Consider the following 24,975-nt stretch of genomic DNA (forward strand, 5'->3'; position numbering starts at 1 on the left):
TTTTCACTCAATCAATTCGACATGAGTAACAGGAAGGTCTTCAAAATCTGCATACTCTTCCTTCATTTCTGTGAAGTGTATCCAATATTTAGTATCTATTGCGTAGTCATCGGTAACTTCTTTAGAATATTGAAGTCCTTTCGCAGGTTCTTCCATTACTTTGACCTGCACTATATTAGCGTCTTTTGTTTCCACTACAGTTAGGACTGGCATGTTTTCGTAATCAGGATTAAATATAGAGATCGTCTCGATTGAAGTGGTGTCCATGATCCACTCTATTGAATCAGTCGAGTATTCTAGAACAGCAACATTTAATGAATTGTTCGTATCTGTGAATACATAAATAAAATCATTTTTAATTTCATAATTGACAATAGTTTGCGGTGGATAATCATGTTGATTCATTACTTCTTCTATTTGTCCCTCTAAACTAAGTGCAGGCTGTGTTTGTTCTTCTTCATTCTCTACATTCGTACACCCAGCAAAAATTAACGCTAAACCAATACATAGTAAAACTTTCTTCAAAAAAATCTTCCCTTTTTACTATCATAATTTTAAAGACACCTTTTCGTTTTATACATTGGCGGACTTGTAACAGCTGGGATCGACTTTTTTTAAACCGTATTTCTTGAAATAGAAACTATTTTGCTGTTTTTTGGTTACTCAGTCCTTTCAAATGCAACTCAATCATGTGTTGTTTATATTTCAAATTTATCAAAATGTGTTTTCCTGTTCAAGCTAAACACCCATAAACAAAGAAATTAGTATAAACATATGTCCATAAGATCATATTAAGGCTGGAAGTTACAAATACATTTCAAAGTTAATTATGGAGGTTTTTTATGGACAAGGTTAATCATAATGTTCAACTTACTTCAGCAGAGATAGCAAATCTTTGGACACAATATATGAACGATACTATGTCAATTTGTATTCTTACTCATTCTATTGAGAAGGTACAAGATAAGGATATCAAGGATCTACTTGAATTTTCAATTAGCATTGCAAAATCCCATATTAAAAAAATCAACAAATTTCTTATTGAGGAGAATTACCCAATTCCAAAGGGGTTTACAAAAGAAGATGTGGACCTTAATGCTCCCCCATTATTTACTGATACTTTTATGTTAGTGTATATGCACGTTATGACATTACACGGGCTGACTGGGTACGCTGGAGCATTAGGAACTTCAGCACGTGCCGACCAAATAAGCTACTTCATTCAATGTAATAAAGATACAACGGAACTCTATGAACGGATCGTAAAATTAATGTTGAGTAAAGGAATCTATAGTAAGCCCGCTCACATTAGTACACCAAACCAAATTGATTTTGTAAATAATCAACGCTATTTAACTGGATGGTTTGGGAAGAAAAGACCACTAAATGCAATGGAAATTAGTGGGTTAAGCTATAATATGCAAAAGACAGTAGTTAAAATTGTCTTAGAAATTGGTTTTGAACAAGTCTGTACATCAAAAGAAGTTAAAAAGTATATGAATAAAGGAAAAAAAATATGCAAAAGCCAATTCACTAAAATGAGGTCTCTTTTATCTAAAGAAGATTTAAGCTCTTCCCAATCATGGGTGTCAGAAATTACAGATTCAACGGTTTCGCCCTTTTCAGAGAAACTAATGTTGTTTCATATTGTCACATTGGTTTCAGCGGCAGTAGGTTTTTATGGGGCGGGTTTAGCTGTTACCCAAAGAAGAGATCTAGCGCTAAAATACACAAATCTAATTGCTGAGATAGGGTTATACGCAGAGGATGGAGCAGAACTCTTGATAAAATACGGATGGATGGAACAACCGCCTTTAGCTGATGACCGAGAAAACTTGGCGAATAAATAAGCTTATGGGATAAAGAAATGGTCATTATAATATATGGCTTAGCTCTAACATAGACTTTATCCCATTCCTAATTAAACAGATACAAAAAAGATTACCTTTTCACACACTTGAATTTTTTTGCTCAATACGAACACTTATTGAGGTGAACCACCCCTATAGTTGAAGAAAGATGGGATTGCTTCTTTAAGGTGCAGAGTTTTTTCTTATTTTCACTTATCTTCTACTTAAACCGTATAAACTGCACCATATTCCTTTTTTATACAAGTAGCACAAAATTCAATTTCTGTTCCTTCTTTAACCCGTTCGTCTAAAGCCTTATCTGTCCATTCGTAATCGGTCAGTTTATTAGTTTCTTTTTTCGTATCTGAAGATATAAATGAAAAATGAAAGCTATGTTTTATTTAAGCGTTCTTTCGGACTTTTTCGTCCACAAAACATCACTAACTGATTCCGGCACACCGCCATCCCCTTTCATCACCGCGCCGTAATGGTACCGTCACCTTCCAATATCAGCGCATCAAGCTGCTGAAAAGACACTAGTCCTTGTTTACGAACAGCCGAACTTATGTCTTCAAACTTCAGACGTTCCTGTCGCAAGGTTTCTTGGTTAAACTCCCCCTGGGAATAGAGATAAACCGGTTTCGCCTTGGAATGAAGCAGAGAAACGTGAAGAAGGGGACGGTTCTTTGCTTCCGAAGCAGAGAACCGTCCCCTTCTTCCATAATGACTACTTTATTGCATCATTAAGCCAGTTTTCTTTCCATTGAAAATAAACGCTAGTTGCTTGGGACGATTTAAATATACTTTCTGGATATGGTAAAGCAAGTTTCGGTTTGCACTCTTCCTTAATAAAGCGTAGATCAGCAGATTCACCATCAATTGGCGTTAACTCTCCCCTAATTATTATACATTCAAAAACAAACACATTATATTCTACTTGGTCACCTTGAGGATAGGTAAACCGAAAATCCTCGCCACCAAATAAACCTATTAATCTATATGGTTTCACCGTCAATCCAGTTTCTTCCCAAACTTCACGAATAAGTGCTTGCGCAGGTGTCTCTCCTGGTTCGATTGCTCCCGATGGTAAACTCCAGTGTTCACTTTCTTTAGGATATTGAAACAAAATTTCATTATCCTCATTCCTAATAATTGCCGCAACGCTTGGCATAAATATTAATTCTGTACCCACTTTCCCACGAAGTTTTTTATAGTAATCCGATATTGGCATAAGAATATCCACCCTTTAAAAATGTTTTATGTGTCATAATTAAATGAAGAACATAATATTTCTAACTCATTTAAGTATAAAACTAACCTATTTTGAATAACTTCCTTACTTCCCATTTGTTGTAACACTTTATGGCTTGGCTGCGTATTATTTAGAATTTCATAATGCTCATATGTTTCAAGTAACATCCATAAAATATATTCATCCATTAATCTTTTTTCTTGAACTATATATTCATCCTTACTGAAAGAATAGAAATAACCTTGTTTAAAACCTTCAGCAATTTCTCCTAGAATACCTTTATTCTCTTCATATGCATTATGTAAGTACCTTGGGACATTGGAATATGACGGCAACAGAAACTGATAGCAAAAAACAAAATAAGCTGCGAATTTTAAATCAAAATCCAACTTTGGTAAAGGATCAATTATTGATACTCTTCCAGAATGTAATATTAAGTTTTCAGGAGTTATATCCCGATTTACTAATGATATTGTTTGAGCGTAATTCCTTCTGTTTCCAATCAATTTTTTTATCTTTCTATTAACTATTCCCCTATTAAAACTCAATCTAGATTCATTTAATGATTCTAACACCATAAGATAATTATTATTATCATTCTCCCATATTATTTTGCTTTCTTGCTGATTTTCTCCACTAAGATACGTCCCATTCCAGTGTAAATTTCCAAAGCCTTTTATTTCTGACTTACTTGTGTGTATTTGATTAAAAGATTGGCCTAATTTTTCACCATAAGCAAATCCATCTGTTTGTTCCAGCAATGCTATTTCCTGTCCCTTTCCCATATAGGTTTCTGCTGTGAAAACTATGTCGGGTTCTATAAAATATCTAAATTATGTAGGACAAATGTTTTGATGACTTTTATTAGCCTGTTCATAATACGCCTTAGTAGCTTCATACTCCGTAATTAACTCATTCTCATCAAAGTGTTGTAACTCGCCGTAAGCTATTTTCTTCTTGATTCTTATGACAAGGTCATCGCTATCTATTCTGTCTAACTTATAAACTGTGTGCCAGGCAACTTCACCAATTTTAGCTATGTGATCATGCTTTATGTCTTTAAAATTCAATTTATCTAAAACCCTGTTCCAAATGTTATCTGTATACATAATTATCTCCCCTAGATAGTTAAATAGTTAATAAAATACTGTCATTGCTAAACTAAATTCAACAATTATCCTAGTAGAATAAAACAGGATAAATACTCCGACTTTGGACGAGGTTGACGTAAAAAAACGAAGTAGATTTTCTACTCCGATAAAAGTCTAACTTTTTTCGTCACAATAGCCTTCTTTATAAGTTTTCACTCAATAAATTCGATTGAATTAACAGGAAGGTTTTGATTTTCGAAGTCAGCATACTCTTCCTTCATTTCTGTGAAGTGTATCCAATATTTAGTATATATTGCATAGTCATCGGTAACTTCTTTAGAATATTGAATTCCTTTTGCAGGTTCTCCCAATACTTTAACACTAGCTATATTAGCGTCTTCGGTTTTTACAACAGTTAGAACCGGCATGTTTTCGTATTCTGGATCTAGTATAGACATCTTCTCGATAGATTTGTAATCCATGATCCACTCTATTGAATCAGTCAAGTATTCTAGAACTGCAACATTTAATGAACTGTTCGTATCTGTGAATACATAAATAAAATCATTTTTAATTTCATAATTGACAATAGTTTGCGGTGGATAATCATGTTGATTCATTACTTCTTCTATTTGTTCTTCTAAACTAAGTACAGGCTGTGTTTGTTCTTCTTCATTCTCTACATTCGTGCACCCAACTAAAATTAAGACTAACCCCATATATAGCAGAAGTTTCTTCAAAAGATCACCCCTTCATCACCGTATTTACTATACTACTTATGATAACACAAAGTAAAAATATGTTAAATTAGTGTTTCACACTACGAAAAGGGAAGTTGAGAAGTTTCAATAAATTGAAATCCCCAACTTCCTTCGTAAATAATATTTTGGCTTTTAAACATATAACTAACTATAAATAGTCTGCTTTTGTAATTTTTAAGTAGTTTCTGGTTTAGCTTTGATTTTCTGTTTAAATGATAATTCACTCGAATATAAACGAAGAAGTGATACGCCGAATGTGACAACTGTGATTAACAACAAATTCATAATAAAAGGACTAATAGAAGCACCACTATAAATTAACCTCATATACCCTTGGATCGCATTAGATGCTGGTAAAAAGTTGCCTAAATGGCGGTAAAAACCTGTTAGCATATCAGCTGGGATGATATTACCTGCTGTCATAAGTTGTAAGGGAACTAAAGCTGTATTAAATAATGCTCCCAAACCACCAAATAAAGCAAATGACATTTGTGTAACACTTATACTAGCCATATAAACTAATATATGAAATCCCCACATCTGCCAAAAAGAAGCTACTGTATCTGCGAACAGCATGGCAACACTTGTAACAATTAATGAACCAAAAATTGATACAAGAAGTAGCAATAATTGTCTTCCCCAAAATATTTGATATTTTGTATGGTTCTTTTGGATAAACATAGAAGAGAGGTTAAATTGTATATTCATAGTCATAACACCAATATACGTAACAAACCCTAATATCATTGGAAGCATTGTCACTGCAAAATTATTTATGCTGTTAGTCTTTACAATATTAGTACTTACGATTGCGTCATCTGTATCTGTAAATACACCTTCATTAATACTTGATGTAATTTGTGCTACAGATGATTCAGCAATAGCTAAGGCGATTTCTGAATTTGCTTGATTAATATAATACGTTAATTCCGAATTCCCATCATTGGCGTCATTAATAAAGTTTTCAGGAATTGAAACGATCATAACTAATTCCCCATCATCCATTTCCTCTTGTGCTTTAGATAGGTCAGCATATTGTTCGGTTTGAAATGGAACATAAGTCTCAATCGACTCTGCAATTGTCTCACTATCCGCACCTTCTTGATTAACTATCCCAACTGTTAATTGATCAATTCTTTCCGTTGCTCCATCATATCCTGTCATCCAAATAACAGTGAAAAACAATGGAAGACCAATAGCAAATACCAAGCCCAGTTTTGTTTGAAAAATTTTAAAAAAGTCCTTAAAAGTTGAATAAATACCCATTTATAACATTCCTCTCATGATGAAAATACGATGTAATAATACATGCATAGGACATAATAGGTTATGCATGTATTTAGTGTAAAAAACTCCAGCTCATTTTGAACTGGATAAATTGTTGAATATCTCATTAAGAGATTCTATTAATTGTTCTGACTTGTTGTCAGTTAGAAGTTGATTGAGTTGATTATTTAAATCTTGTACCATTGGAGAAACAGTATTATAGATATCTTCTCCATTTGGAGATATAAATAATTTAATAGCTCTTCTATCTGATGGATCTTTAGAACGTATTATCAATTCCTTTTTTTCTAAACGATCTAACGTTTTACCTATACTTGTTTGATCTTTTCCATGCAAAGCAGCCAATTCTTTTTGAGATATCCCTGGATGTCTCCTTAATTGATGAATTACGCCAAATTGTTCTGGAGTTATAGAATAATCTCGAAGTAAATTAGTTAGATATTTCTGATATGTATAAAAAGTTCTTGATAATAAGAAGCCGATTGAGTTTTGCTCTATATCAAAAGGCATTACTAAAACCTCCTATTAAATACTAGCACATGCATTAATAGCCTATGCTAGTATATGATTAAAATTAACTGTTGTCAATTGTAATCTATTTTACTTTCACAATCTTACTATAAAAGCAAACACAAAAAAAGGCACCCATTTTAATGTGTGCCTTTTTAATATGATCGCTAATTGCATAGTTTAAAAGTTATCATGCATAATCAAGTTTCATTTAAAAATTTAATGATATGCCCTAATACGATAGCGGGAGCTTCCTCTTGTATCAAGTGACCTGCATCTGGAATAGATTTGAATTTGGATTCACTAATTTTTTCACGTAGAGCATATCCCTTTTCAATGGGTACCCACTCATCTTTTTCTCCCCACAATATCAAAGTTGGAATACTAATTTCATTATAAAGATTTTCCACTTCATCTGTGTAAGTTTGGTTTGCTTGGGCAATCTGTCTGTAAAATGCAGGCTGACCGTGTTCTCCTAACCAATATTGTGTAATCCCCTCTTTTGTCTCGTCACTCATTTTACTGTAATGTGCTCCTTGAATATAAGTTGAAACTATCGATTTATGTATAAATGAAGGAACTCCTCTAAATGCCTCTTCATGTTTATTAACATGTGAAAAGAAGGAAGAACCCCATGGTCCAACTGCAACTGGATCCATTAATATCATTTTTTTGAAATGAACTTTATTTAATAAATGTGTTCGCAAAGCGATCGTACCACCAAAATCATGACCGATAATAATTGGTGAATCTAACTCCCAATATTGAAGAAGTTCTGTTAAAATTTCATTTTGAATACCTAACGAAACATTCTGATCCTCTTTTTGTTCAGATTGACCATATCCTAATAAATCATAATAATAAACTGTGTACCACTCACTCAATGCCGGAACAATATGTCTCCAGTTGAATGATGACCATGGAGTTCCATGAACTAATACCAATGGAGGACCTTGCCCAATCACTTCAAAACGAACCGTACCATGAGAAGAATCAAACTGTTTTGTTAATTCCCATTTTTTCACATTATTACCTCCTAAGATGAATTAAATTTATTTTTATCCAAATGTAACCCAAATGGCTTCCCTGAAATAGAGAGTACATTGGTAACCTTTTATCATATAAGGTGGGTTTCCCAACAATAATACCATATCCAATTTAATTTAAAACATATGCTTTCTATTAAATTATTTTCACATTTTACTTTCTATTTTATAAAACTTCCACTAATTCATCCAGTTCTTTTGTGATTTGACTGTTTTCTAAAAGATTGTTGTTTTAATTATAATTAAATAATGTAAAAAGTATTTGACATTATTTAATCTGTTGCTATAATAATAAATGTCAAATACTTTTTACATTTTAACGAGGAGGAAGCAAAAATGGATTGGGTTAAAATTGTGTATTCTGTTATATTATTAGTTTGCGGAATTTTGATTTTTATTGCACCATTTTCTCAAAAGGGTGATGAAAGAAGGAATTTTATCAAGACGAAGGCTCAATCATATGCATTTATCGTAGTTATAGGTATGTTACTTTTAGAAGTTGGAGAGTCAATTTATCTAACTATTCAAGGGAACACTTCTTATAATAGTAATGTAAATTCGCCGATAGTTCTGCTGACAGTGATTTCCATTATATATCTGGCAACATTAATTTTTTACAGAAAAAAATATGGTGATTAAATGAAAAATAACATTAAGCAATTAAGAAAATCAGCTAAATTATCACAGGAAGAACTGGCTAAACATTGTAAAGTATCCAGACAAACAATAAATGCAATTGAGAATGATAAATATGACCCTACGTTACAATTAGCGTTTGAATTAGCCTCTGTATTGGACACCTCAGTAGATCAACTTTTCATAAGTAATTCTATTAGAAAGTGATAAAAAGGCCTCATATCGAGGTCTTTTAATGCATTGCTCAACACGTTATCAAATGCTGAATCTTTCACTAATTCGAGCTAATGAAACCAATAAAGGTAGTTGTTTTTCAAACAAGATTGATGTCTTTTTAACTTTCTACAAATTGGAACATGCCAAACCTAATTATAGGATTAAGCTTGTTTCAACTCTACTTTTCTTTTATAATTCACTATAGATTCACTAGTGATGAAACTAATTCTTCTGCCACTACAGATAATATTGCCATCACTACCGCTACTGCACTAGCTCCTATATTTGTCCAAATAAACACTTGACTTCTTGAAGCCCCAAGAGTTGTTATTGCACCAGCACCTAACTGGCTACTAAACAAAATAGATGATAAAAAACATACTCCGTTTGCACCAAATCGATCGAAGGTACTTTTTATTCGAGGGTTAATTTTCTTAGGCGTACTTTCGCTCTTTCGAAATTTATTATATATCTTATTAAATAATTTGTTAATTTCAGTTCCAAAAAACATAAATAGAAAGACACTAAACGCATTTCCGAGAATAGCTACTATTAATGCTACAAAAGGCGGAAAGTTAAAAACAATGATTGCTGTCGGAACTGTTAGAAATACTTCAAGAAAAGGAACCATACTTACAAAAAACACAAAAAGAAACTGAAGATAAAGGTTTTCCATATAATTACCTCACTCATTTTATTAAGTCACTTGACTTACAAACATTATAATACAACTGACTTAAAAAATCAAAGGAGTTATCCTATGCCTAAAAAAATAGATCATGCTGAAAGAAAAAATCAAATTGTAGAAGCAATGTTTCGCATTATTCACCATTCAGGTTTCGAAAAAGCAACTTCACGTGAAATTGCCAAAGAAGCAGGCCTTTCTTTAGGTTCTGTTCAATACTTTTTTCCAAAACAAAAAGACATATATATGGTCGCAATGGATGTTATCTATCAACGATTTGAGGAAAGAATGCAAAAGGTCATGCAGAAGGATCAGGATGTGTTTGAAAATGCAATTCGCATGATAAAACAAATTGTGCAAGCAAATACAGAAGAAGAAAAAATGGAAAATGATATTTGGATGAAATTTTCCGTAATGGCAACAATGAACCCAGAATACCACGAGACGAAGGATAAATCTCGAGAAGTAAACCTTAATTTTGCAAAGGAAGTATTAAGGATGCTTCATACAGAAGGGTACATTAAAAATCTTATAAGTATTGAAGACAGTGCAAATTCATTAACGATATTCATCCACGGCTTAGTATTTGAATCTGTCATTTACGCCAACTTATACGACGATCACGTTATTGAAAAAGAAATCAGAGAATATTTACGAAGGATTTGTAACTACAATTAATAAGTACAGTTTGTTTGTTCTGTTTTCAATTCCAATAATTGCATGGGCGGAAACCTTTTACGGTTGCGCCCTTTTAAATGTAATTCTTTTTATTTTGGTTGAACTTACTAAAGTTCTTTATCCATTTCATATCCATTAATAAAATATTCTATTGTTTCTAATTCGTCTTCATTTAACTCTCTATTTACCATTTGTTTATACTCTGATTTTATTTTCTCAGCGTCACCCTCATACGTCTCAGTATAGAACCCAACTGCTTTTAACAATTCTATTTCTTGCAAAAACTCATTTCGATTCATATTTTCTGAATGTGAAAGGATATATGTTTCTGCATCAAATGCTTCTAATTCTTTTATCAATTTTAACGTACGTTTCGATGTATAGTTATTTTTGGAGGAAAAAATATCTGGATAAATACTATCATTTAGAAATAATATCTTCTCTTCCTTAATATAAACTACAACAGCATCTTGTGCATGGTCGCCTCCCACATGTTTTAATACACAAGTCACATCACCAAGATCTATTTCAAGCTGTTTATCGAATGTTAGTTTAGGCAAATGAATCTGTATATTTCTTTCTTCACCATATTCCTTTTTTATACAAGTAGCACAAAATTCAATCTCTGTTCCTTCTTTAACCCGTTCGTCTAAAGCCTTATCTGTCCATTCGTAATCGGTCAGTTTATTAATTTCTTTTTTCGTCTCTGAAGATGAAATTGACAAAGAATCTTTTAGTGCCGACATTCCGAAAATATGGTCCCAATGCCAATGGGTTATTGCAACGAAATCCGGCTTCGAAATATTATGTTCACCTAACTTCTCTAAAAACAAACGTGCATGCGCATCTGAATTACCTGCATCTATCATCAAGTTCATTTCAGTGCCAACAACCATTCCTAACGTAGGTCTGTCTGTCTCTGAAACGGGTGTCATATACCAAAATGAACTTCCTATTCTTTTTAACTGTTGCATCCATGTCCCTCCTTCTACTACTAACCTATTAGACTAACCATTTTATCATTGTGAACTAAGTTTTGATGGTTCTGTTTTATTATTCACTTTTATCATTAACCCTTTGAAAAAACGCGTTCCTTAACATGCTCATTCGAAGGCGATCAACAAACTCTCCATTCCTTAATCGGTCTTGCCTTAAAATCCCTTCTTCTACGTAACCCATACGCTTATAGGATTTAATTGCTTTATCATTATCCACTTCAACTCTAAGCCATATCTTATTTAAATCCAGTTCATTAAACCCCCATGAGAGCATCTCTTTCATTGCAGCTAGCCCAAAACCTTTGCCCCAATAACTTTTATCGCCAATAGCAATCCCTAATTCAGCATGTTTGTTTAATCTATCCATGTTCTTTAAATCAACCCATCCAATGTGTTTTCCCTCTTCTGATAGGATTGCCTTTTGTTCATATCCGTTTGTCTTGTTTATGCACATGCTAATCCAGTTTCGTGTTTCTTCTCTGTTAAATGGTGGATATTTATCTGGCATATTCAAATGTTTTGTCAATTCTTTATCTAAACACCATTGATAACGGTCTTCCGCGTCTGCAAGTGTTAATTCTCTTAATTGAACTTTCGGTAAGTTGTTTGTTTTCATTTCACTATCTCCTGAAATATATTTTTAACTGCTCTAATTCATTTAAAACATTAAACAAGACCATATTGATTACCACCACATAAATGTACCATCTCTGCCATGTTTTTTACCAGCTATTGCCTAGGGGTTGACCACTTGGTGTCTATGTGTTTACCGCAGAGCTGCGAATTATTTCAAGAAACTGTCTTAGCCATTACGGCATCTTCTATTTTCATTTACGCATATTTTAACATGTTATTAAATGATATTTACGATTCTATAGAAAAAGAAAAATCCAAGCTCTTTGCAAGGAGTTTGTATCGGAGGATGAGAAGCTTATGTGTTCTCTATGAGTGATATGATTGCTATATTCTCGTAATCACGTCTGATTGTTGAATATAATTTTTCTATTGGGCAGTAGTGAAAAAGTTTATCCCTTCTTCCACAATGCACACAATCCATCCCCAAAGAAAATCGGGTAAGAAGCAGGGGACATTTCTTTGCCCCACTTTATGAAATATGTAAGAAGAGAACCGTCCTCTGCTTCTCGACGATGCTAGATTGATTGAGTTTTTTAAAAATAAAAAACGCAATCCTTATAAAAAGAATAGCGTCATAAATAGCAAATTAATCAACTATATACATAAAACTAATAAAGCTTATCACCCACAGCAGCGGTACTAAATTTATAATTATAGCAAACCGTTTCTTTTTGACTCGGAAAACCCACGCTAAAATAGAACAAATAATTATAGCCAACGGGTACACTGTAATAGTTAGTACAAACAATGAATTATAAAGACCAATACCAGCGTCAAAACTCATAAACGACATTCCCCAAATAATAACCCACGGCAATAACGAGCAAATGAATAAAACTTGGCTAACAATTAAATACACCAACATCATACCCACCTCACTTTAACTGAAATTTCAAACATTTTAGTTCATGTGGATATATCATATAGCGACCTTCAAAAAAGCACAAGATATATTTTACTTCTCAGGCAATCCTACATTTTAAGGTGATTGGCTTAAACAGAGTAGTGGTTCGTCCAAGTTTTATTATATCCCGTTTCTAGTGATACTTTAAAATAATCTTTCGGTATTTATCCAAATATTACGAATTGGGAACGATGGAATACCGCTTGTTTTATTAATGAGGTGGAATAAGTAACAACCAACGGCGAAGAAGATAAGGCACGTGGCGTATGATTGCAACAGTTACCAGTCCTTAAAATATCACTATTGTAAAAACACAGTACAGAGCAATAACGAATTTAAGGAGCAATCCTATCATCCCCTCCTTTAACTAACATAATTAAATGAAAAGTATAAAAAAGAGTTGACTAAATCAAACAGTTTGTATAAGATTTAGTAACAAGTTAAATTGTCTTAGGGGAGTAGCTTTTACAGCAAAGTCGTCATTACGGAGTTTTCATAACTCTCGGCTTTGTTGGCAACGATACGTTGTTAGCAAGACCTTTGCCGCACTTAGGTAAAGGTCTGCTCTATTCTAAAACCTTTACCACATCGGTAAAGGTTTTTTTGTGTTTACTCTTAATGAATGAGGGACACTACTTTAGTAAAAAATATAAAAGGAACAAGAAACCAAATTAGGAAAGTTGGATTTGATGATTTATATTTTATTAATTTTAGGATTTGTATTATTGGTCAAGGGGGCTGATTTATTTGTAGATGGATCCTCAAGTATTGCACGAGCCCTTCATATTTCCCCATTGTTAATTGGTCTAACTATTGTAGCTTTGGGAACAAGTTCACCAGAGGCTACAGTCAGTATCATTGCTGCAGTGGAGGGAAATCCTGGTGTAGCTATTGGGAATATTGTTGGAAGTAATATTATGAATATTACTTTAGTACTTGGAGTGGCTGCATTCCTTTATCCGATGAAAGTACAGAATGAAACAATTAGAAAAGAATTACCGTACACCTTGTTAGTAAGTGTAGTATTACTGGTTTTAGTTAGTGATATAGCACTTCAAGGAGCTAGTCAAAACCTCGTTACTAGAGGTGACGGCCTGATCATTTTACTGTTCTTTGTCATTTTCTTATACTACATTTTTGAAGTTGCCAAAAGAAATCGAGTGAGGAACAAAGAAGAAACAAAGAAACAAGTGGAAGAAGTGGAGCAAGAGCAAGTGACCACTTCATGGACGAAAAACATCTTATTAACTATTGGTGGACTGATCGGAATTATCTTTGGTGGAGAACTGGTAGTTAACAATGCTGTTGATATAGCACTTTCTTTTGGAATGAGTGAAGCTTTAGTTGGTTTAACGATTGTTGCAATCGGTACGTCCTTACCAGAATTAATGACCTCTGTCACCGCAGCTCTTAAAAAGGAAAGTGAGATTGCGCTAGGAAACATCGTCGGTAGTAATATCTTTAACATTTTATTCGTGCTGGGTACGACAGCTGTTATTCATCCCCTTAGTATCGAAAGTAAATTAATTGTTGATGTTTTTATTATGATTTTACTAACAGTCGCCGTGCTTATCTTTTCAAGAACAAGCTTTAAAATTGGAAAATATGAAGGGATCTTTCTAGTGGTTTCATATATTCTATATACGATTTTTATACTAATAAGAAATTAACATGTAAAGCTGTCTATACGAAAACCATCACTTATTTTTAATTGGATTTTTTCATACTCAATTGTCTCTATCACTTCTATATCTGAATAATTTATGACCGCTTACTATAATGGAGGAATATAATAAATGACTTATGTTTTGTTAATTATCGGCTTTGTTTTACTAATTAAAGGAGCAGACTTTTTTGTGAATGGCGCTTCAAAAATTGCCACTGCCCTTAGAGTTTCTCCACTTTTAATTGGGTTAACTATCGTTGCCTTTGGAACTAGTGCGCCGGAGGCAACAGTAAGTATTGTTGCTGCATTGGAAGGGAATGCAGGAGTTGCGATAGGTAACGTTGTTGGAAGCAATATTTTCAATATAACATTTGTCATTGGAGTTGCCGCACTAATTTTTCCATTGAAGGTTGAGAATGCAACAATCAGAAAAGAAATTCCTTTTACATTTCTTGGGGGCATTGCGTTACTATTCCTTATTAGTGATGTTACCCTTCAGCAATTAGGTGATAACTTTATTACGAGAAGTGATGGATTAATCTTTTTACTGTTCTTTGCTATCTTCCTATACTATATCTTTGAGGTTGCTAGAAATAGCCGGGATAAGCTAGAAAACACCATTCAAGAAAAAGTACCAATGGGTAAAAATACGCTTTTGACAGTTGGTGGTCTCGGAGCAATTATTTTCGGTGGAGACCTAGTCGTAAACAGTGCTACGGATATTGCCCTATCGTTTGGTATGAGTCAAACCCTTGTAGGTCTAACAATTGTTGCAGTTGGTACATCCTTACCTGAATTAATTACTTCAGTTACTGCCGCAATAAAAAAAGAAAGTGAAATTGCTGTAGGGAATATCGTTGGAAGCAATATCTTTAATATTTTATTCGTGCTCGGTATTTCATCGGTTATTTCTCCACTTGCAGTAGATAATAAAATATTCTTTGATATCCTTTTGATGAATGTTTTAACAATTATTTTACTTATTTTCTCAAGAACCAACTTTAGAATAGGTAAAGTTGAAGGAGGCTTGTTGGCAGCTGCTTATATTGCCTACATGATTTTTATCCTCATAAGAAATTAAGAGGTTATTCCTGTCTTAGGAATATTCCATGCCAGAAAAGGTGTCATTCACAGTCCTGTTACATGTCAAAGTTCGACAACAGGCGAAAGTGGTTGGCACCTTTTCCATTAAATTCCTGATGACTATTGTCGCAATCGTTCAATAGCTATATGGAGAGGGTTAGTCCATTACGGAACTAATCCTCTATTTTATAATATATTAAAATGTTACGCTAACACATGTCAGAGGTGGTACATTTCAGTGTCCGTAATCACATATAAGCTAAATGCTTCTTCAATGATTAGTACTATATCAAATATATTAGAAAAAAAGTGAACTATAAATAGATCTATCTTTATTAAATCTGCATTTAACTGTCTTCCATTATTGCCGTAAAAGACTTTACGACAACATATAAATGAAAAATTAAAGCTACGTTTTATTTAAGCGTTCTTTCGGTTTTTTTCGTCCACAAAACATCACTAACTGATTCCGGCACACTGCCATCCCCTTTCATCACCGCGGTAATGGTACCGTCACCTTCCAATATTAGCGCATCAAGCTGCTGAAAAGACACTAATCCTTGTTTTCGCACAGCCGAACTTACGTCTTCAAACTTGAGGCGCTCCTGTCTCAAGGCTTCTTGGTTGAACTCCCCCTGGGAATAAAGATAAATCGGTTTCGCCTTGGTCCAAATTGCAACAAGGGATGGATAAATAAGTGCTGATGAATACTATTTTAATCGAAACTCTATGATTTCAGTGAGATTAGTTACATTTAATTATCTTTTTAAAAAACCTCTCTCATTTAGGATAAGATCACTTTTTTTATCTTTTCTTTTTCTCCAAAGCATCACTTCAAGTGCTGCTATACAAACAAGTAGCCACGCAAGGCCAAAGATTAGTCCTGCAATAATATCCGTTATATAATGTACACCTATCACCACTCTACTTAGGGACACAATAACAATCCAAAAACCGAGAAAAAGATTAATCATCCACTTCCAAAATCGACTAAGTCTACTGACAGCGATTAAGTAAATCATAAAGCCATAAAACGTTACAGCACCTGTCGAGTGTCCACTTGGAAAACTAAATCCAGTGCCATCATACTGAGCAATCACTTCAGGTCTCTCACGTTCAAACAGTAGTTTTAATCCTTTGGTTAATCCACTGATTCCTACCATGTTAATGATAAGAAAAGTAGCCATCCAGTTACTTTTTTTCGAAAAGATTAATAAATATAAAACAACAATAATTGTTCCTATAGTAATCCAAATAACCGATCCTGTTTCCGTAATATAGCCCATTAAATTAGTTAGCCAAGGTGCGTTAATTGAAACGATAAACTGATTAATTACTTCGTCAATTTGAAAACTTTCATTCTCCACAACTTCTTCTGCTAAGGAAAGAAAAAAATAGAAACTCCCAAATATCGTGGCAAAGCCAACTAAGATGAGGGCAATGGACATTTTCGAGGGATTTTTAATGTTGGTTCCTTTGAAAAGCATTCAGATCCTCCTAAAGTTATATAATTCATGTATCTATATCCAATTCCCTTTTTTTGTATAGCTAAAACAAACATTGAAAACAGTGAGAAACACCATAGATATCCATTAATTATTCAAGCACAAAAATAGGATCGCCTGAATCGACGGTCCCTTGGAAACTATTTTAGCAGTTAGTTAAATAATTATAGTTCTTTCTTCATTGAAATAACTTTAATATTGATACCCTTTCGATTATGTAAAACTTCTTCACTATAAACGGCATAACCTATGGAATTATATAGTTGTATATTCTTAGGCATTGACAGACGGACTTTACATAATATAGTAGTTACATCAACTTTATTTGCGTGTTCCTCTAAATATGTTAATATCTTTTTTGCAATGCCTTTTCCTTGTTTTTCAGGAATAACTGACAAACGATAAAAATATAAACCCTCGTCTTTAATTTGAAATCGTACCATACCAACTGGTTTATTCTCTTCAAAAGCAATCAATGCCTGTTCCCCTTGTACAAAAGCATTAGAAACCGACTGTACAGTTTCTTCTAAAGCGCTTGATTGCGGATTTTCATTTTTATATTCTATAAATGCCTTGATCATTAAATCATGAATTACTGGTGCATCACTAGCTATCGCAGACTTGATTACCATGTTACCTCCTTTAGGTTATAATTATTATCGATTTTATTTTTTTATGGAAGAAAAGTATTAAATATCCTAAACAATCCAGCATCATTCGTGAACTATAAAATACGTTCAGTTTCCTCATCTATCAATTTAATATTAATAGCGTTAGATGTTCCACCATCAAAATGTTTTGGAACATCTGATACATCTAGTAATTTGTCTAAATCAATATTTTTTTCTTGATTAGCTTCTACCGTAATACTATATGGACCAGATAAATTCATTAGTGACTCCATTCGCCTTTCAGCTTCCATAATTGAGGAATCTAAAAATTCTAATTCAAATGTCACAGTTTCATTACCTCGATTGTGTAATACGAGATGGCATTCCGCATTCAAAAAGTCTTCATCCACATATTCAAAACCGCAATCACCGTTACCATCGTATGAAATAGCATTAATACCACTTGCAAATGTCTCTTGGTACATTGTAATTAGAAGCGATGGTAAAATTGCATATACTATTTCAACTATAACTATTGTTCTGAAGCAACCTGCCTTTTAGTTGAATAAGTTGTTTACTATTATTATGTTTTAGTCCCCATAATTACTGAACGAGGCAAAAATCCAAACTTTTCATAAAATGATACAGCCTGATTCCCGTACACCACTTTTAGTTCAATATCGTATATATTTTTTTCACTAAACCATTTAATTACATTATCCATAAGTTTTGTTCCTAAGTTGTTACTGCGATAACCTTCATCAACATATAAAACTTCTATCTTCCACTTGATTTCTTGGCATAAACTACCGAAAAAGCAATTAAATGCATTGTATTTGTCTCAAACAATAGTTCAATCCTGTATTCTCCAAATCTCGCATTTTCTCTATAATGGCGAATCCGATCTTCAAATGTTAACCTTGGATAATCACCTGAAAAATATTCAGATTTACTATTATGATATTCATGTAATTTTTCTAAAGGTTCTCTTAATAACTCTATCTCGTCAAGAGTTATTAGTTTTTCAATTACTTCTACTTCCATAATATCACCTCATCTATCTCAACTTATAGTAATATATTCGTTTGCAAAACCTACAAATGAAATTATTAAACCTATAAATAATAAAATAATGCTTAATCCTAATAACATAAATTTCATTCCTGATGCGTGGCTTTTTTGACCAATAGAAAAATCAAATAAACTGCTAATATAAGAAAAGGTACTATTAAACTCATCTTTATTCCCCTAACTGTTTATATAATTATTTTAACATAAAATCCCAACTAATATATAGATACAAAAATAGGATCGCCGTAATTGAAGATCCCATTAGTTCAATAAAGAATAATTTTATATTTTCCTACAATGTCTTAATTTAATATAGGTCGGATTCTCTTTTGTAACTTTTTTATATTGAAATTTGAAGCCTTTTGCTTGATAAAATGGAATTCCTTTCATATTACCTTTTTGAACAGACACCCACTGCTCTGTTGCTCCATATTCCGTTTTCTGCTGTTTCGTTACAGCATTCAGTAATTCAGTGCCAATTCCTTCATTTCTTCTTGAAGGGTCAAGGTATATGACGAATAATTCTCCAATTTCATCACCTATCATACCTCCACCTGCTGCACCAACTACATTTCCATTCTCAATAGCTACAAAATATCCACCCCAATCACGATTAAATTCTGTTACTTCTCTTAATATTCTCTCGTGATTATAAAACTCTCTAATAACTCTTTCAATCCACTCTTTTGAATGCGTTTCCCCATATGTCGCCCAATATCCTTTAATACATATATTAGAAATTCCTTCAACATGGCTTTCATTAGCCTTCATAATTTGAATCATATAGATTTTTCTCCTATCCTCTCTTATTTACGAGAAAGAAAATCATTAAACAAGGTTGTATTCGCCTTATCAATGCAGCTGGCACTTTAGATCAAAATAATGCATTTTTATTTAATTGCCTTCCATATCGTCCATCTATCTTTTTCAATTATATTAGTATTTATTGATAACGACTTTTCAATATGAGTGATTAATAAATTTAATTCTTCATCGTTTAATTCATGTAAGATGCTTCTCCCAGTTCTTTCGCTTAAGTCTTTTAATAAATGCTCTTTGTTATCATAAACTCTTCTTGTTTCCCACAGTTTAATTTCTTCGATGTTTTTAAATCCAACTTCTTTTAATGTTTCCATTACCAATTGGCTTCTATGTCTTCGGTTGGTTTCTTTTTCAACTAATCTTGGAAACAGTTCAAAGAGATACCCTCTTATGTGGCTATCATTTCCCTCCAATAAACAATCTTCATGAGTTCGGTCTTGTATAATATAATATCGATTATCCTTTACCAATCTAAATGCTTCTATGAAGCAAGAGTGCAAATCTTTAATATGATGTATTAAAGCTCTTTCAAGTAATAAATCATAACTTTCACTGTCTAAATTTGTCTCAAAAGCATTCCCATGCTGGAAAGAAATATTTTTATATTCTTTACAGTTTTCTCTTGCACCCTCAAGTATTGATTCGGAAAAATCAACACCAGTAACAGAATCCACTCCCATGTCCGATAGAGCTTTAGAGTAAATCCCTCCACCGCAACCAATATCCAAAGCATTTGAAATCTTCTCAATAGGTACAAGTCCCTTCATTACTTTAATCCAAGAGTTATCAGCGTTTCGAGTTGTGTAAGTAATACGATTCTTCTTACTATGAAAATCAATTCCCACTTCAATCCCTCATCTCTCGATTTATCAAAACTAGCATTTAAACTGCAAAATGAATCAAGATGAATACTTCAAATCCTTGCATAATCCGTATGCTCCTAACCTTATGGCTAACTTCTTTCGAGTACAAAACGTTAATTTAATTTTAACATAATATTCCTATTTTAATTAGAAAAAAGTAGCAAAACTAAATTGACAGGTATATTTTTAAATACTTGTAATTACCTGGATAAGTTTTAGGTACATAAAAGCTAGGTTTATTAAATTATTTCTTTGACTTCTTCTGGAGTAGTTCTGTAGTATTTACTCTTTGATGGTTGCATACTAAGTAACATTAATGCTAGCGTTAATAAAAACATAAAAATTGCACCAAAGACAACAACAAACTGAATGGATATTAATTGAGATGTTACAGCAAATATAAAAGTAATCACTATTACCAATAAAGCTTCCACAAATCCATAGATACTTCCTATCCGTCCCATGACTTCAACTGGAATGTTGTTTTGATAAAAGGTGTAAAAACCAGTGTTTGCGAAGGCAAGTGAGACGGCTAGTATAAATACCCCAATGGATGCAACTAAGAAATTAGTAGAGAATGCAAAAATAATGTACCCTACCGATACCGTAACTGAACCTATTCCAATGAGTAAAGAAACTGCTAATCTTTTTGTGAATAGGACATTCATCAACGAGCCTATCAGAATCCCTGCACCTGCAATGCTAACAAGGAAACCATATTCGCTATCTGATAAAGAAATAACTTCTTTTGAGAAAGCTACTTCCAGTGAATCAATAGCAGTTTGTATGACAATGAAAACACTAAATAAAAAATAAACAGTCATGACATATAAAAACTGTCGGCTAAACTGCAATACTTCTTTCCAATCTTGCATTAATAAGCTAAATGATAATCGTTGATCTAATGATTTGCTAACGCGACTTTTTTCAACATTAGGCATAAATAAGGTGACTAACGCTGAAAAATAAAAAGCAATCGCATTAATACAAATAGCGTATAGAGGCGTGCCAATCATAAATAGAACCCCTGTAATTGCTGGCCCAAGTAAAAATGCACCAGAATCGAGTAAACTTCTCAATGAATTAAACCTTTGCCTTTGCTCGGTTGGAATTAACCTTGTAATATAACTAACCGAAGTTGGACCATATACAGACGAAGCCATATTAATAAGAAAGACAAGCAAATAAATTATCCACATTGTATAAGTGAAATATCCTAAACAAGTAATCAGAGTTCCCTGGATTAAATCTAAAGCAATCATAAGATGCTTTTTATTTATGCGGTCAATGACACTCCCTGCCCATAAATTAGTAAATACCGTAGCTAAAGGTTTTATAATATAAAACACTGCTACTGCAAGGGGAGAACCTGTCATATTAAAAACGATTAGATTTAGTGCAAGAAAATATATCCACGAGCCAATACTTGAAATCCCTATACCAAATAATAAAATAGATGGATACTTCCATGCATCAGCTATTTTTCTAATATTCATAGTAAATCTCCTCGTATATTGTTGTTTCTGACTTAAGATATATTTTGACCAACAAAAAAATCCCACCCCCAAGACTTTTCGTCTTGGGGACGAGATTATATAATCGTCGTGTTGTCACCCCAGTTTATTAATATGTCACCATATTAACCTTGTCAGGTACGGCAATAAAACACTTATACCCTAGCTCTATAACAGGAGCTCCTGTTACACTATCCCCTTGTCAGGTTCCAATGTAATGCTCAGAGACTTGGTTCAATAAACATATTCTTACTCCTTTTCAGCCAACTGGAGTTCTCTGTAAAGAATTGATTTACCTACTCTTCTCTTCATTGCCTTTGATATTGTTTTTATAATATCAACGTTAATAATTATTGTAAAGCAAATTATTAACAAAACTGTCGATATACAACATATCTGCTATGTTCTTCTTTAATAACCTTTTACATAATCTTCTCTTAAAAGACCGTACACAGCAACATCTTCATACTTATCAAGAAGGAATCTATTTTGCCTTAATCTACCCTCTTTTAGTAAACCCACTTTTTCAAAAACTATGGTTGAAGGTATATTTCTAGAAATAGCTGAAGCACATATCTTGTTCAAGTTTAACTGATTAAATCCAAAATCAATTATTTTATTTACTGCTTCCGTTGCGAAACCATTACACCAATATTCCTTTCCTATCCAGTAGCCAAGTTCACCTTTATTATTTCTTTTATCAACCCTAATAGTAATAGTACCTATTACTTCACTTAACTCTTTCAAAGTAATTTTTAAAGGATATTCAATTCCATTTTTTATTTGCTCCGGATGGATTGCTATCCACTCTTCTGCATCTTTGAGTTCATATGGGTGAGGAAGACCTAGAATATCTGCTAGCTCTTTATCATTTGCTAAGTCTCTTATTCTAATTGCATCTTCTTTTTTAAATCGTTGTAATATTAACCTTTCAGTTTCTAATTTTAACAACATAATATAATACCTTCTTTTCTTATTATTCTATTTATGTTATTTCAGATATTTAACTTCTTTCAATATTCATAGATTCATTTTTAACGGCGACATGTTTAACATTTGCACCCTATAGTTGAACTCTTCTGCTTCGTTAAATTAATAGCCCTAATATCCATTTTACATAATATTACTTTTTATCCTAGGACCTTAATCGAAAGTCCTCTTTTCATTTTCAATTCTTACACACTTAAGTTCAGATTCCAGTAAACTACTGGTTTAATAGAACAAGAGGTGTAATTATTATTTGAAGGAGAACCCATTAGCTTAACTAATAATACTAAATATTTTTATACTATTTTATTCTCTGTTCCATTTAGAATTCTCTTTATATTTTGTCGATGGAGAATGATTATTGATACACTTATTAGTATAGAAAGTGCTATGATAACTTTATCTTCAAATAGTAGACTATAAATAAATAATGCTAGACTAGCTAACATTGAACTTAGTGATACATACTTAGAAAATAACAAAGTTAACACAAACACAACAAAACCAGCCAAAACACCTAAAGGCGTTAAATATAAAAAAACTCCAGTTGCCGTCGCAACAGCCTTTCCACCTTTAAAACTGGCAAACACAGAAAAAATGTGTCCTAATATTGCTAATAAACCACATGCAATAGGATTAACCGTAGAACTGAGTATTAATGGCAGTAAACAAGCAAGTGTACCTTTTAATATATCAGCAACTGCAACAATTAATCCTGCTTTTAAGCCTAAAACTCTATAAGTATTAGTTGCCCCTAGATTACCACTACCGTAACCTCGAATATCTTTCTTATAAAATAGTTTACCCATTATTAAAGCAAATGAAATTGAGCCTAATAAATAACTTAAAATCAAAGTTAAAATGTTCAAAGTGGTATTATCTCCTCACTTAGTTTGTTATTGCGTTTCTATTTGTTTTGTATTTTTTCCTGTGATTACAGCCAAGTAAATTTACCACCTACGCCATGTTTTTTACCACCAAATGACAAGTGTTTTACCAAACATCGCCAATACATTTACCAATGAAATAAAAAGCATTCCTGAATAACTAAAAAGCCCAAAATGCATAAAATAATGCATATTTGGGCTTTTTTGAAATTTAAGGTTATATCACTAACGCCTTCTTATTTTTAAATTATACTTTTAAAAACGATTATTGGTTTATCTTATGGAAAATCAGTCTAAAACCAATCTAATATCAACTTCTCGCTCTACATACTTCCACTCAAGTGTAGTACGAAGACTTGATACTAACTCTTCGAACTCCCTAGAATAATCTGGAGAATACTCAAACCAAGTGACAAAATCAAAAGGTTCACCAAGGTCACGCGAGTGGTGTAATCTTCGTGCAATGGCAGGCAAGTATCGTAGTCCTAGATTAATATGTTGAGACTGTTCCTCCAAAATCTCACGTCTTTCGTCCTGTGCAAGCTCCCACCATTCGACTGATTTCTTTATTGGTATCAATGCAGCACAAGTATCTTCTTTTCTACCAAGTGTCGGTGAATGTTTATTTAAATGTTCTTTCTCTTGACTTGTGGTATAACGCAAGTTGCTTGTTACACCCCGTAGTATCCAATTTGTGTTGAAAGAAGGAATTTCTATAGAACCATCAACTATTTGGATTTTCTCAACTGGTTCCAAGGGTTTTCCAACTACATTTTCAATTCGGACAACTTTCCATGGTCCTTGAAATCCACCAACAAATGAAACTATTTTTGACATTTTCTACTCCAATCTCTCAATAAATGAGAACCTAATAATATAAGTTCATACTACTATAATCTGGAAAACATATCTATTTTGTTGTAAGTAAATCTACCAATTATTTTAAGTAACCAGTTGTCAGTATCCATACTTATGAATCGCTTTTACAATGTGACCTATCAATGAAGGTATTGTTGCACAGTATTTAGTTTACTTTGTAATACAAGAGTTACTGTTACCCTATAATCAGTAAGAGTTCAGTGGTAAACAACCTGTCATTATTTGGTACATTTCTTGTCATTTGGTGGTAAATACTTTGTCAGAGGTGGTACATTTCAATGGCTGTAATCATCCTGAAATCCTTTTTGCGTTAAACTACCTGAAGTAGTACTGTTAACATGTTTATTTTAACATAAAATGTAAAAATAATATTCAATATAAAAAATAGGATCGCCATATTTGGCGATCCCTTGTTAAACTGAATTCAATATTTCAAGTATTAATAAGATAAAACCTAAACATTTGAATGGCATATATCAAAGCAAGGATAAATAAAATCGTACTCGGCAGCCACTGCGTATATTTACCTTTGTTTTT

28 protein-coding genes, 2 pseudogenes and 1 other annotated feature are annotated in these 24,975 nt (G+C 32.9%); of the genes and pseudogenes, 6 read left to right on the forward strand and 24 right to left on the reverse strand.

Translation table 11 applies throughout. The features are described from left to right. Positions 1 to 3 precede the first annotated feature (3 nt). Complete coding sequence (locus tag D2K62_RS04345; protein ID WP_117160958.1) at positions 4 to 525, reverse strand: hypothetical protein; 522 nt, start codon at positions 523 to 525, stop codon at positions 4 to 6. Positions 526 to 842: 317 nt separating this feature from the next. On the opposite strand from D2K62_RS04345, the gene D2K62_RS04350 reads away from it, so the two are divergent. Next, complete coding sequence (locus D2K62_RS04350) at positions 843 to 1,850, forward strand: DUF3231 family protein (protein WP_117160959.1); 1,008 nt, start codon at positions 843 to 845, stop codon at positions 1,848 to 1,850. A 245-nt stretch (positions 1,851 to 2,095) separates the two neighbouring features. Here the strand turns inward: D2K62_RS04350 and D2K62_RS04355 are convergent. The 9 genes and pseudogenes from D2K62_RS04355 to D2K62_RS04395 all read right to left on the reverse strand — a co-directional run. After that, positions 2,096 to 2,230 (reverse strand): annotated as a pseudogene (locus tag D2K62_RS04355) (MBL fold metallo-hydrolase); the annotation flags it as partial. A gap of 94 nt (positions 2,231 to 2,324) precedes the next feature. Next, positions 2,325 to 2,510, reverse strand: a complete 186-nt coding sequence (locus D2K62_RS19360) for a YetF domain-containing protein (RefSeq protein WP_117160960.1) — start codon at positions 2,508 to 2,510, stop codon at positions 2,325 to 2,327. A 67-nt stretch (positions 2,511 to 2,577) separates the two neighbouring features. After that, positions 2,578 to 3,081: an NUDIX hydrolase gene (locus D2K62_RS04365; RefSeq protein ID WP_117160961.1), complete on the reverse strand. Its 504-nt coding sequence runs from the start codon at positions 3,079 to 3,081 to the stop codon at positions 2,578 to 2,580. 26 nt (positions 3,082 to 3,107) lie between these two features. Then, positions 3,108 to 3,887: a hypothetical protein gene (locus D2K62_RS04370; RefSeq protein ID WP_117160962.1), complete on the reverse strand. Its 780-nt coding sequence runs from the start codon at positions 3,885 to 3,887 to the stop codon at positions 3,108 to 3,110. Between the two features lie 48 nt (positions 3,888 to 3,935). After that, complete coding sequence (locus D2K62_RS04375; protein WP_117160963.1) at positions 3,936 to 4,211, reverse strand: hypothetical protein; 276 nt, start codon at positions 4,209 to 4,211, stop codon at positions 3,936 to 3,938. 194 nt (positions 4,212 to 4,405) lie between these two features. After that, positions 4,406 to 4,933, reverse strand: coding sequence for a hypothetical protein (locus D2K62_RS04380; RefSeq protein WP_117160964.1), 528 nt, complete (start codon positions 4,931 to 4,933; stop codon positions 4,406 to 4,408). A 195-nt stretch (positions 4,934 to 5,128) separates the two neighbouring features. Beyond that, positions 5,129 to 6,220, reverse strand: a complete 1,092-nt coding sequence (locus D2K62_RS04385) for a YhgE/Pip domain-containing protein (protein ID WP_117160965.1) — start codon at positions 6,218 to 6,220, stop codon at positions 5,129 to 5,131. A 93-nt stretch (positions 6,221 to 6,313) separates the two neighbouring features. Further along, a complete protein-coding gene (locus tag D2K62_RS04390; RefSeq protein WP_117160966.1) occupies positions 6,314 to 6,751 on the reverse strand; it encodes a MarR family winged helix-turn-helix transcriptional regulator in 438 nt (145 codons plus the stop codon). Positions 6,752 to 6,951: 200 nt separating this feature from the next. Beyond that, positions 6,952 to 7,776 (reverse strand): alpha/beta fold hydrolase, encoded by an 825-nt coding sequence (locus tag D2K62_RS04395; RefSeq protein WP_117160967.1) that lies wholly within the window; start codon positions 7,774 to 7,776, stop codon positions 6,952 to 6,954. Positions 7,777 to 8,133: 357 nt separating this feature from the next. Here D2K62_RS04395 and D2K62_RS04400 point away from each other — a divergent pair, with 357 nt between their 5' ends. Both D2K62_RS04400 and D2K62_RS04405 read left to right on the forward strand, forming a co-directional pair. Continuing rightward, positions 8,134 to 8,436 (forward strand): hypothetical protein, encoded by a 303-nt coding sequence (locus D2K62_RS04400; RefSeq protein ID WP_117160968.1) that lies wholly within the window; start codon positions 8,134 to 8,136, stop codon positions 8,434 to 8,436. Next, positions 8,437 to 8,640 (forward strand): helix-turn-helix transcriptional regulator, encoded by a 204-nt coding sequence (locus D2K62_RS04405; protein WP_112180491.1) that lies wholly within the window; start codon positions 8,437 to 8,439, stop codon positions 8,638 to 8,640. A gap of 208 nt (positions 8,641 to 8,848) precedes the next feature. Here D2K62_RS04405 and D2K62_RS04410 read toward each other — a convergent pair whose 3' ends face one another. Continuing rightward, complete coding sequence (locus tag D2K62_RS04410) at positions 8,849 to 9,325, reverse strand: hypothetical protein (protein ID WP_117160969.1); 477 nt, start codon at positions 9,323 to 9,325, stop codon at positions 8,849 to 8,851. 84 nt (positions 9,326 to 9,409) lie between these two features. On the opposite strand from D2K62_RS04410, the gene D2K62_RS04415 reads away from it, so the two are divergent. After that, complete coding sequence (locus D2K62_RS04415) at positions 9,410 to 10,012, forward strand: TetR/AcrR family transcriptional regulator (RefSeq protein ID WP_117160970.1); 603 nt, start codon at positions 9,410 to 9,412, stop codon at positions 10,010 to 10,012. A gap of 107 nt (positions 10,013 to 10,119) precedes the next feature. Here D2K62_RS04415 and D2K62_RS04420 read toward each other — a convergent pair whose 3' ends face one another. Next, positions 10,120 to 10,986 carry an MBL fold metallo-hydrolase gene (locus D2K62_RS04420; protein ID WP_117160971.1) on the reverse strand — a complete coding sequence of 289 codons (867 nt, stop codon included), beginning with the start codon at positions 10,984 to 10,986 and terminating at the stop codon, positions 10,120 to 10,122. A gap of 79 nt (positions 10,987 to 11,065) precedes the next feature. Then, the gene (locus D2K62_RS04425; RefSeq protein ID WP_117160972.1) at positions 11,066 to 11,626 is read right to left on the reverse strand and encodes a GNAT family N-acetyltransferase; all 561 of its coding nucleotides are present in this window, start codon (positions 11,624 to 11,626) and stop codon (positions 11,066 to 11,068) included. A 1,613-nt stretch (positions 11,627 to 13,239) separates the two neighbouring features. Here D2K62_RS04425 and D2K62_RS04435 point away from each other — a divergent pair. Both D2K62_RS04435 and D2K62_RS04440 read left to right on the forward strand, forming a co-directional pair. Beyond that, positions 13,240 to 14,220, forward strand: coding sequence for a calcium/sodium antiporter (locus D2K62_RS04435; protein ID WP_117160973.1), 981 nt, complete (start codon positions 13,240 to 13,242; stop codon positions 14,218 to 14,220). Between the two features lie 126 nt (positions 14,221 to 14,346). Next, complete coding sequence (locus tag D2K62_RS04440) at positions 14,347 to 15,297, forward strand: calcium/sodium antiporter (protein ID WP_117160974.1); 951 nt, start codon at positions 14,347 to 14,349, stop codon at positions 15,295 to 15,297. 418 nt (positions 15,298 to 15,715) lie between these two features. Here the strand turns inward: D2K62_RS04440 and D2K62_RS19365 are convergent, their stop codons facing one another. From D2K62_RS19365 to D2K62_RS04495, 11 genes and pseudogenes are all read right to left on the reverse strand, one after another. Continuing rightward, positions 15,716 to 15,994, reverse strand: a complete 279-nt coding sequence (locus D2K62_RS19365) for a YetF domain-containing protein (protein ID WP_117160975.1) — start codon at positions 15,992 to 15,994, stop codon at positions 15,716 to 15,718. Between the two features lie 63 nt (positions 15,995 to 16,057). Then, complete coding sequence (locus D2K62_RS04450; protein WP_117160976.1) at positions 16,058 to 16,786, reverse strand: phosphatase PAP2 family protein; 729 nt, start codon at positions 16,784 to 16,786, stop codon at positions 16,058 to 16,060. Between the two features lie 182 nt (positions 16,787 to 16,968). After that, on the reverse strand, positions 16,969 to 17,436 hold the full coding sequence (locus D2K62_RS04455) for a GNAT family N-acetyltransferase (protein WP_117160977.1): 468 nt from the start codon (positions 17,434 to 17,436) through the stop codon (positions 16,969 to 16,971). Between the two features lie 92 nt (positions 17,437 to 17,528). Beyond that, positions 17,529 to 17,900: a hypothetical protein gene (locus tag D2K62_RS04460; RefSeq protein ID WP_117160978.1), complete on the reverse strand. Its 372-nt coding sequence runs from the start codon at positions 17,898 to 17,900 to the stop codon at positions 17,529 to 17,531. A gap of 98 nt (positions 17,901 to 17,998) precedes the next feature. Beyond that, positions 17,999 to 18,459, reverse strand: a pseudogene (locus tag D2K62_RS19370) (GNAT family N-acetyltransferase). A 309-nt stretch (positions 18,460 to 18,768) separates the two neighbouring features. Beyond that, the gene (locus D2K62_RS04470; RefSeq protein ID WP_117160979.1) at positions 18,769 to 19,269 is read right to left on the reverse strand and encodes a GNAT family N-acetyltransferase; all 501 of its coding nucleotides are present in this window, start codon (positions 19,267 to 19,269) and stop codon (positions 18,769 to 18,771) included. Between the two features lie 107 nt (positions 19,270 to 19,376). Beyond that, positions 19,377 to 20,153 (reverse strand): class I SAM-dependent methyltransferase, encoded by a 777-nt coding sequence (locus D2K62_RS04475; RefSeq protein WP_117160980.1) that lies wholly within the window; start codon positions 20,151 to 20,153, stop codon positions 19,377 to 19,379. A gap of 257 nt (positions 20,154 to 20,410) precedes the next feature. After that, positions 20,411 to 21,667 (reverse strand): MFS transporter, encoded by a 1,257-nt coding sequence (locus tag D2K62_RS04480; protein ID WP_117160981.1) that lies wholly within the window; start codon positions 21,665 to 21,667, stop codon positions 20,411 to 20,413. Positions 21,668 to 21,749: 82 nt separating this feature from the next. Further along, positions 21,750 to 22,006 (reverse strand) — a binding site (T-box leader). 90 nt (positions 22,007 to 22,096) lie between these two features. Next, positions 22,097 to 22,639, reverse strand: coding sequence for a GNAT family N-acetyltransferase (locus D2K62_RS04485; RefSeq protein WP_117160982.1), 543 nt, complete (start codon positions 22,637 to 22,639; stop codon positions 22,097 to 22,099). Between the two features lie 329 nt (positions 22,640 to 22,968). Then, the gene (plsY, locus tag D2K62_RS04490; protein ID WP_112180473.1) at positions 22,969 to 23,541 is read right to left on the reverse strand and encodes a glycerol-3-phosphate 1-O-acyltransferase PlsY; all 573 of its coding nucleotides are present in this window, start codon (positions 23,539 to 23,541) and stop codon (positions 22,969 to 22,971) included. 306 nt (positions 23,542 to 23,847) lie between these two features. Then, positions 23,848 to 24,396 (reverse strand): chlorite dismutase family protein, encoded by a 549-nt coding sequence (locus D2K62_RS04495; protein WP_112180472.1) that lies wholly within the window; start codon positions 24,394 to 24,396, stop codon positions 23,848 to 23,850. Between the last annotated feature and the right edge of the window lie 579 nt (positions 24,397 to 24,975).

The organism is Paraliobacillus sp. X-1268 (genome assembly GCF_003426095.1).
GTDB classification, from domain to species: Bacteria; Bacillota; Bacilli; order Bacillales; family Amphibacillaceae; genus Paraliobacillus_A; species Paraliobacillus_A zengyii.

What these genes read in the sequence shown, in the direction of transcription:
- D2K62_RS04350 (WP_117160959.1), top strand. Translation starts at nt 843, where the DNA reads ATGGACAAGGTTAATCATAATGTTCAACTTACTTCAGCAGAGATAGCA.
- D2K62_RS04365 (WP_117160961.1), bottom strand. Translation starts at nt 3,081, where the DNA reads ATGCCAATATCGGATTACTATAAAAAACTTCGTGGGAAAGTGGGTACA.
- D2K62_RS04370 (WP_117160962.1), bottom strand. Translation starts at nt 3,887, where the DNA reads ATGGGAAAGGGACAGGAAATAGCATTGCTGGAACAAACAGATGGATTT.
- D2K62_RS04375 (WP_117160963.1), bottom strand. Translation starts at nt 4,211, where the DNA reads ATGTATACAGATAACATTTGGAACAGGGTTTTAGATAAATTGAATTTT.
- D2K62_RS04385 (WP_117160965.1), bottom strand. Translation starts at nt 6,220, where the DNA reads ATGGGTATTTATTCAACTTTTAAGGACTTTTTTAAAATTTTTCAAACA.
- D2K62_RS04390 (WP_117160966.1), bottom strand. Translation starts at nt 6,751, where the DNA reads ATGCCTTTTGATATAGAGCAAAACTCAATCGGCTTCTTATTATCAAGA.
- D2K62_RS04400 (WP_117160968.1), top strand. Translation starts at nt 8,134, where the DNA reads ATGGATTGGGTTAAAATTGTGTATTCTGTTATATTATTAGTTTGCGGA.
- D2K62_RS04405 (WP_112180491.1), top strand. Translation starts at nt 8,437, where the DNA reads ATGAAAAATAACATTAAGCAATTAAGAAAATCAGCTAAATTATCACAG.
- D2K62_RS04410 (WP_117160969.1), bottom strand. Translation starts at nt 9,325, where the DNA reads ATGGAAAACCTTTATCTTCAGTTTCTTTTTGTGTTTTTTGTAAGTATG.
- D2K62_RS04415 (WP_117160970.1), top strand. Translation starts at nt 9,410, where the DNA reads ATGCCTAAAAAAATAGATCATGCTGAAAGAAAAAATCAAATTGTAGAA.
- D2K62_RS04420 (WP_117160971.1), bottom strand. Translation starts at nt 10,986, where the DNA reads ATGCAACAGTTAAAAAGAATAGGAAGTTCATTTTGGTATATGACACCC.
- D2K62_RS04425 (WP_117160972.1), bottom strand. Translation starts at nt 11,626, where the DNA reads ATGAAAACAAACAACTTACCGAAAGTTCAATTAAGAGAATTAACACTT.
- D2K62_RS04435 (WP_117160973.1), top strand. Translation starts at nt 13,240, where the DNA reads ATGATTTATATTTTATTAATTTTAGGATTTGTATTATTGGTCAAGGGG.
- D2K62_RS04440 (WP_117160974.1), top strand. Translation starts at nt 14,347, where the DNA reads ATGACTTATGTTTTGTTAATTATCGGCTTTGTTTTACTAATTAAAGGA.
- D2K62_RS04450 (WP_117160976.1), bottom strand. Translation starts at nt 16,786, where the DNA reads ATGCTTTTCAAAGGAACCAACATTAAAAATCCCTCGAAAATGTCCATT.
- D2K62_RS04455 (WP_117160977.1), bottom strand. Translation starts at nt 17,436, where the DNA reads ATGGTAATCAAGTCTGCGATAGCTAGTGATGCACCAGTAATTCATGAT.
- D2K62_RS04460 (WP_117160978.1), bottom strand. Translation starts at nt 17,900, where the DNA reads ATGTACCAAGAGACATTTGCAAGTGGTATTAATGCTATTTCATACGAT.
- D2K62_RS04470 (WP_117160979.1), bottom strand. Translation starts at nt 19,269, where the DNA reads ATGATTCAAATTATGAAGGCTAATGAAAGCCATGTTGAAGGAATTTCT.
- D2K62_RS04480 (WP_117160981.1), bottom strand. Translation starts at nt 21,667, where the DNA reads ATGAATATTAGAAAAATAGCTGATGCATGGAAGTATCCATCTATTTTA.
- D2K62_RS04485 (WP_117160982.1), bottom strand. Translation starts at nt 22,639, where the DNA reads ATGTTGTTAAAATTAGAAACTGAAAGGTTAATATTACAACGATTTAAA.
- D2K62_RS04495 (WP_112180472.1), bottom strand. Translation starts at nt 24,396, where the DNA reads ATGTCAAAAATAGTTTCATTTGTTGGTGGATTTCAAGGACCATGGAAA.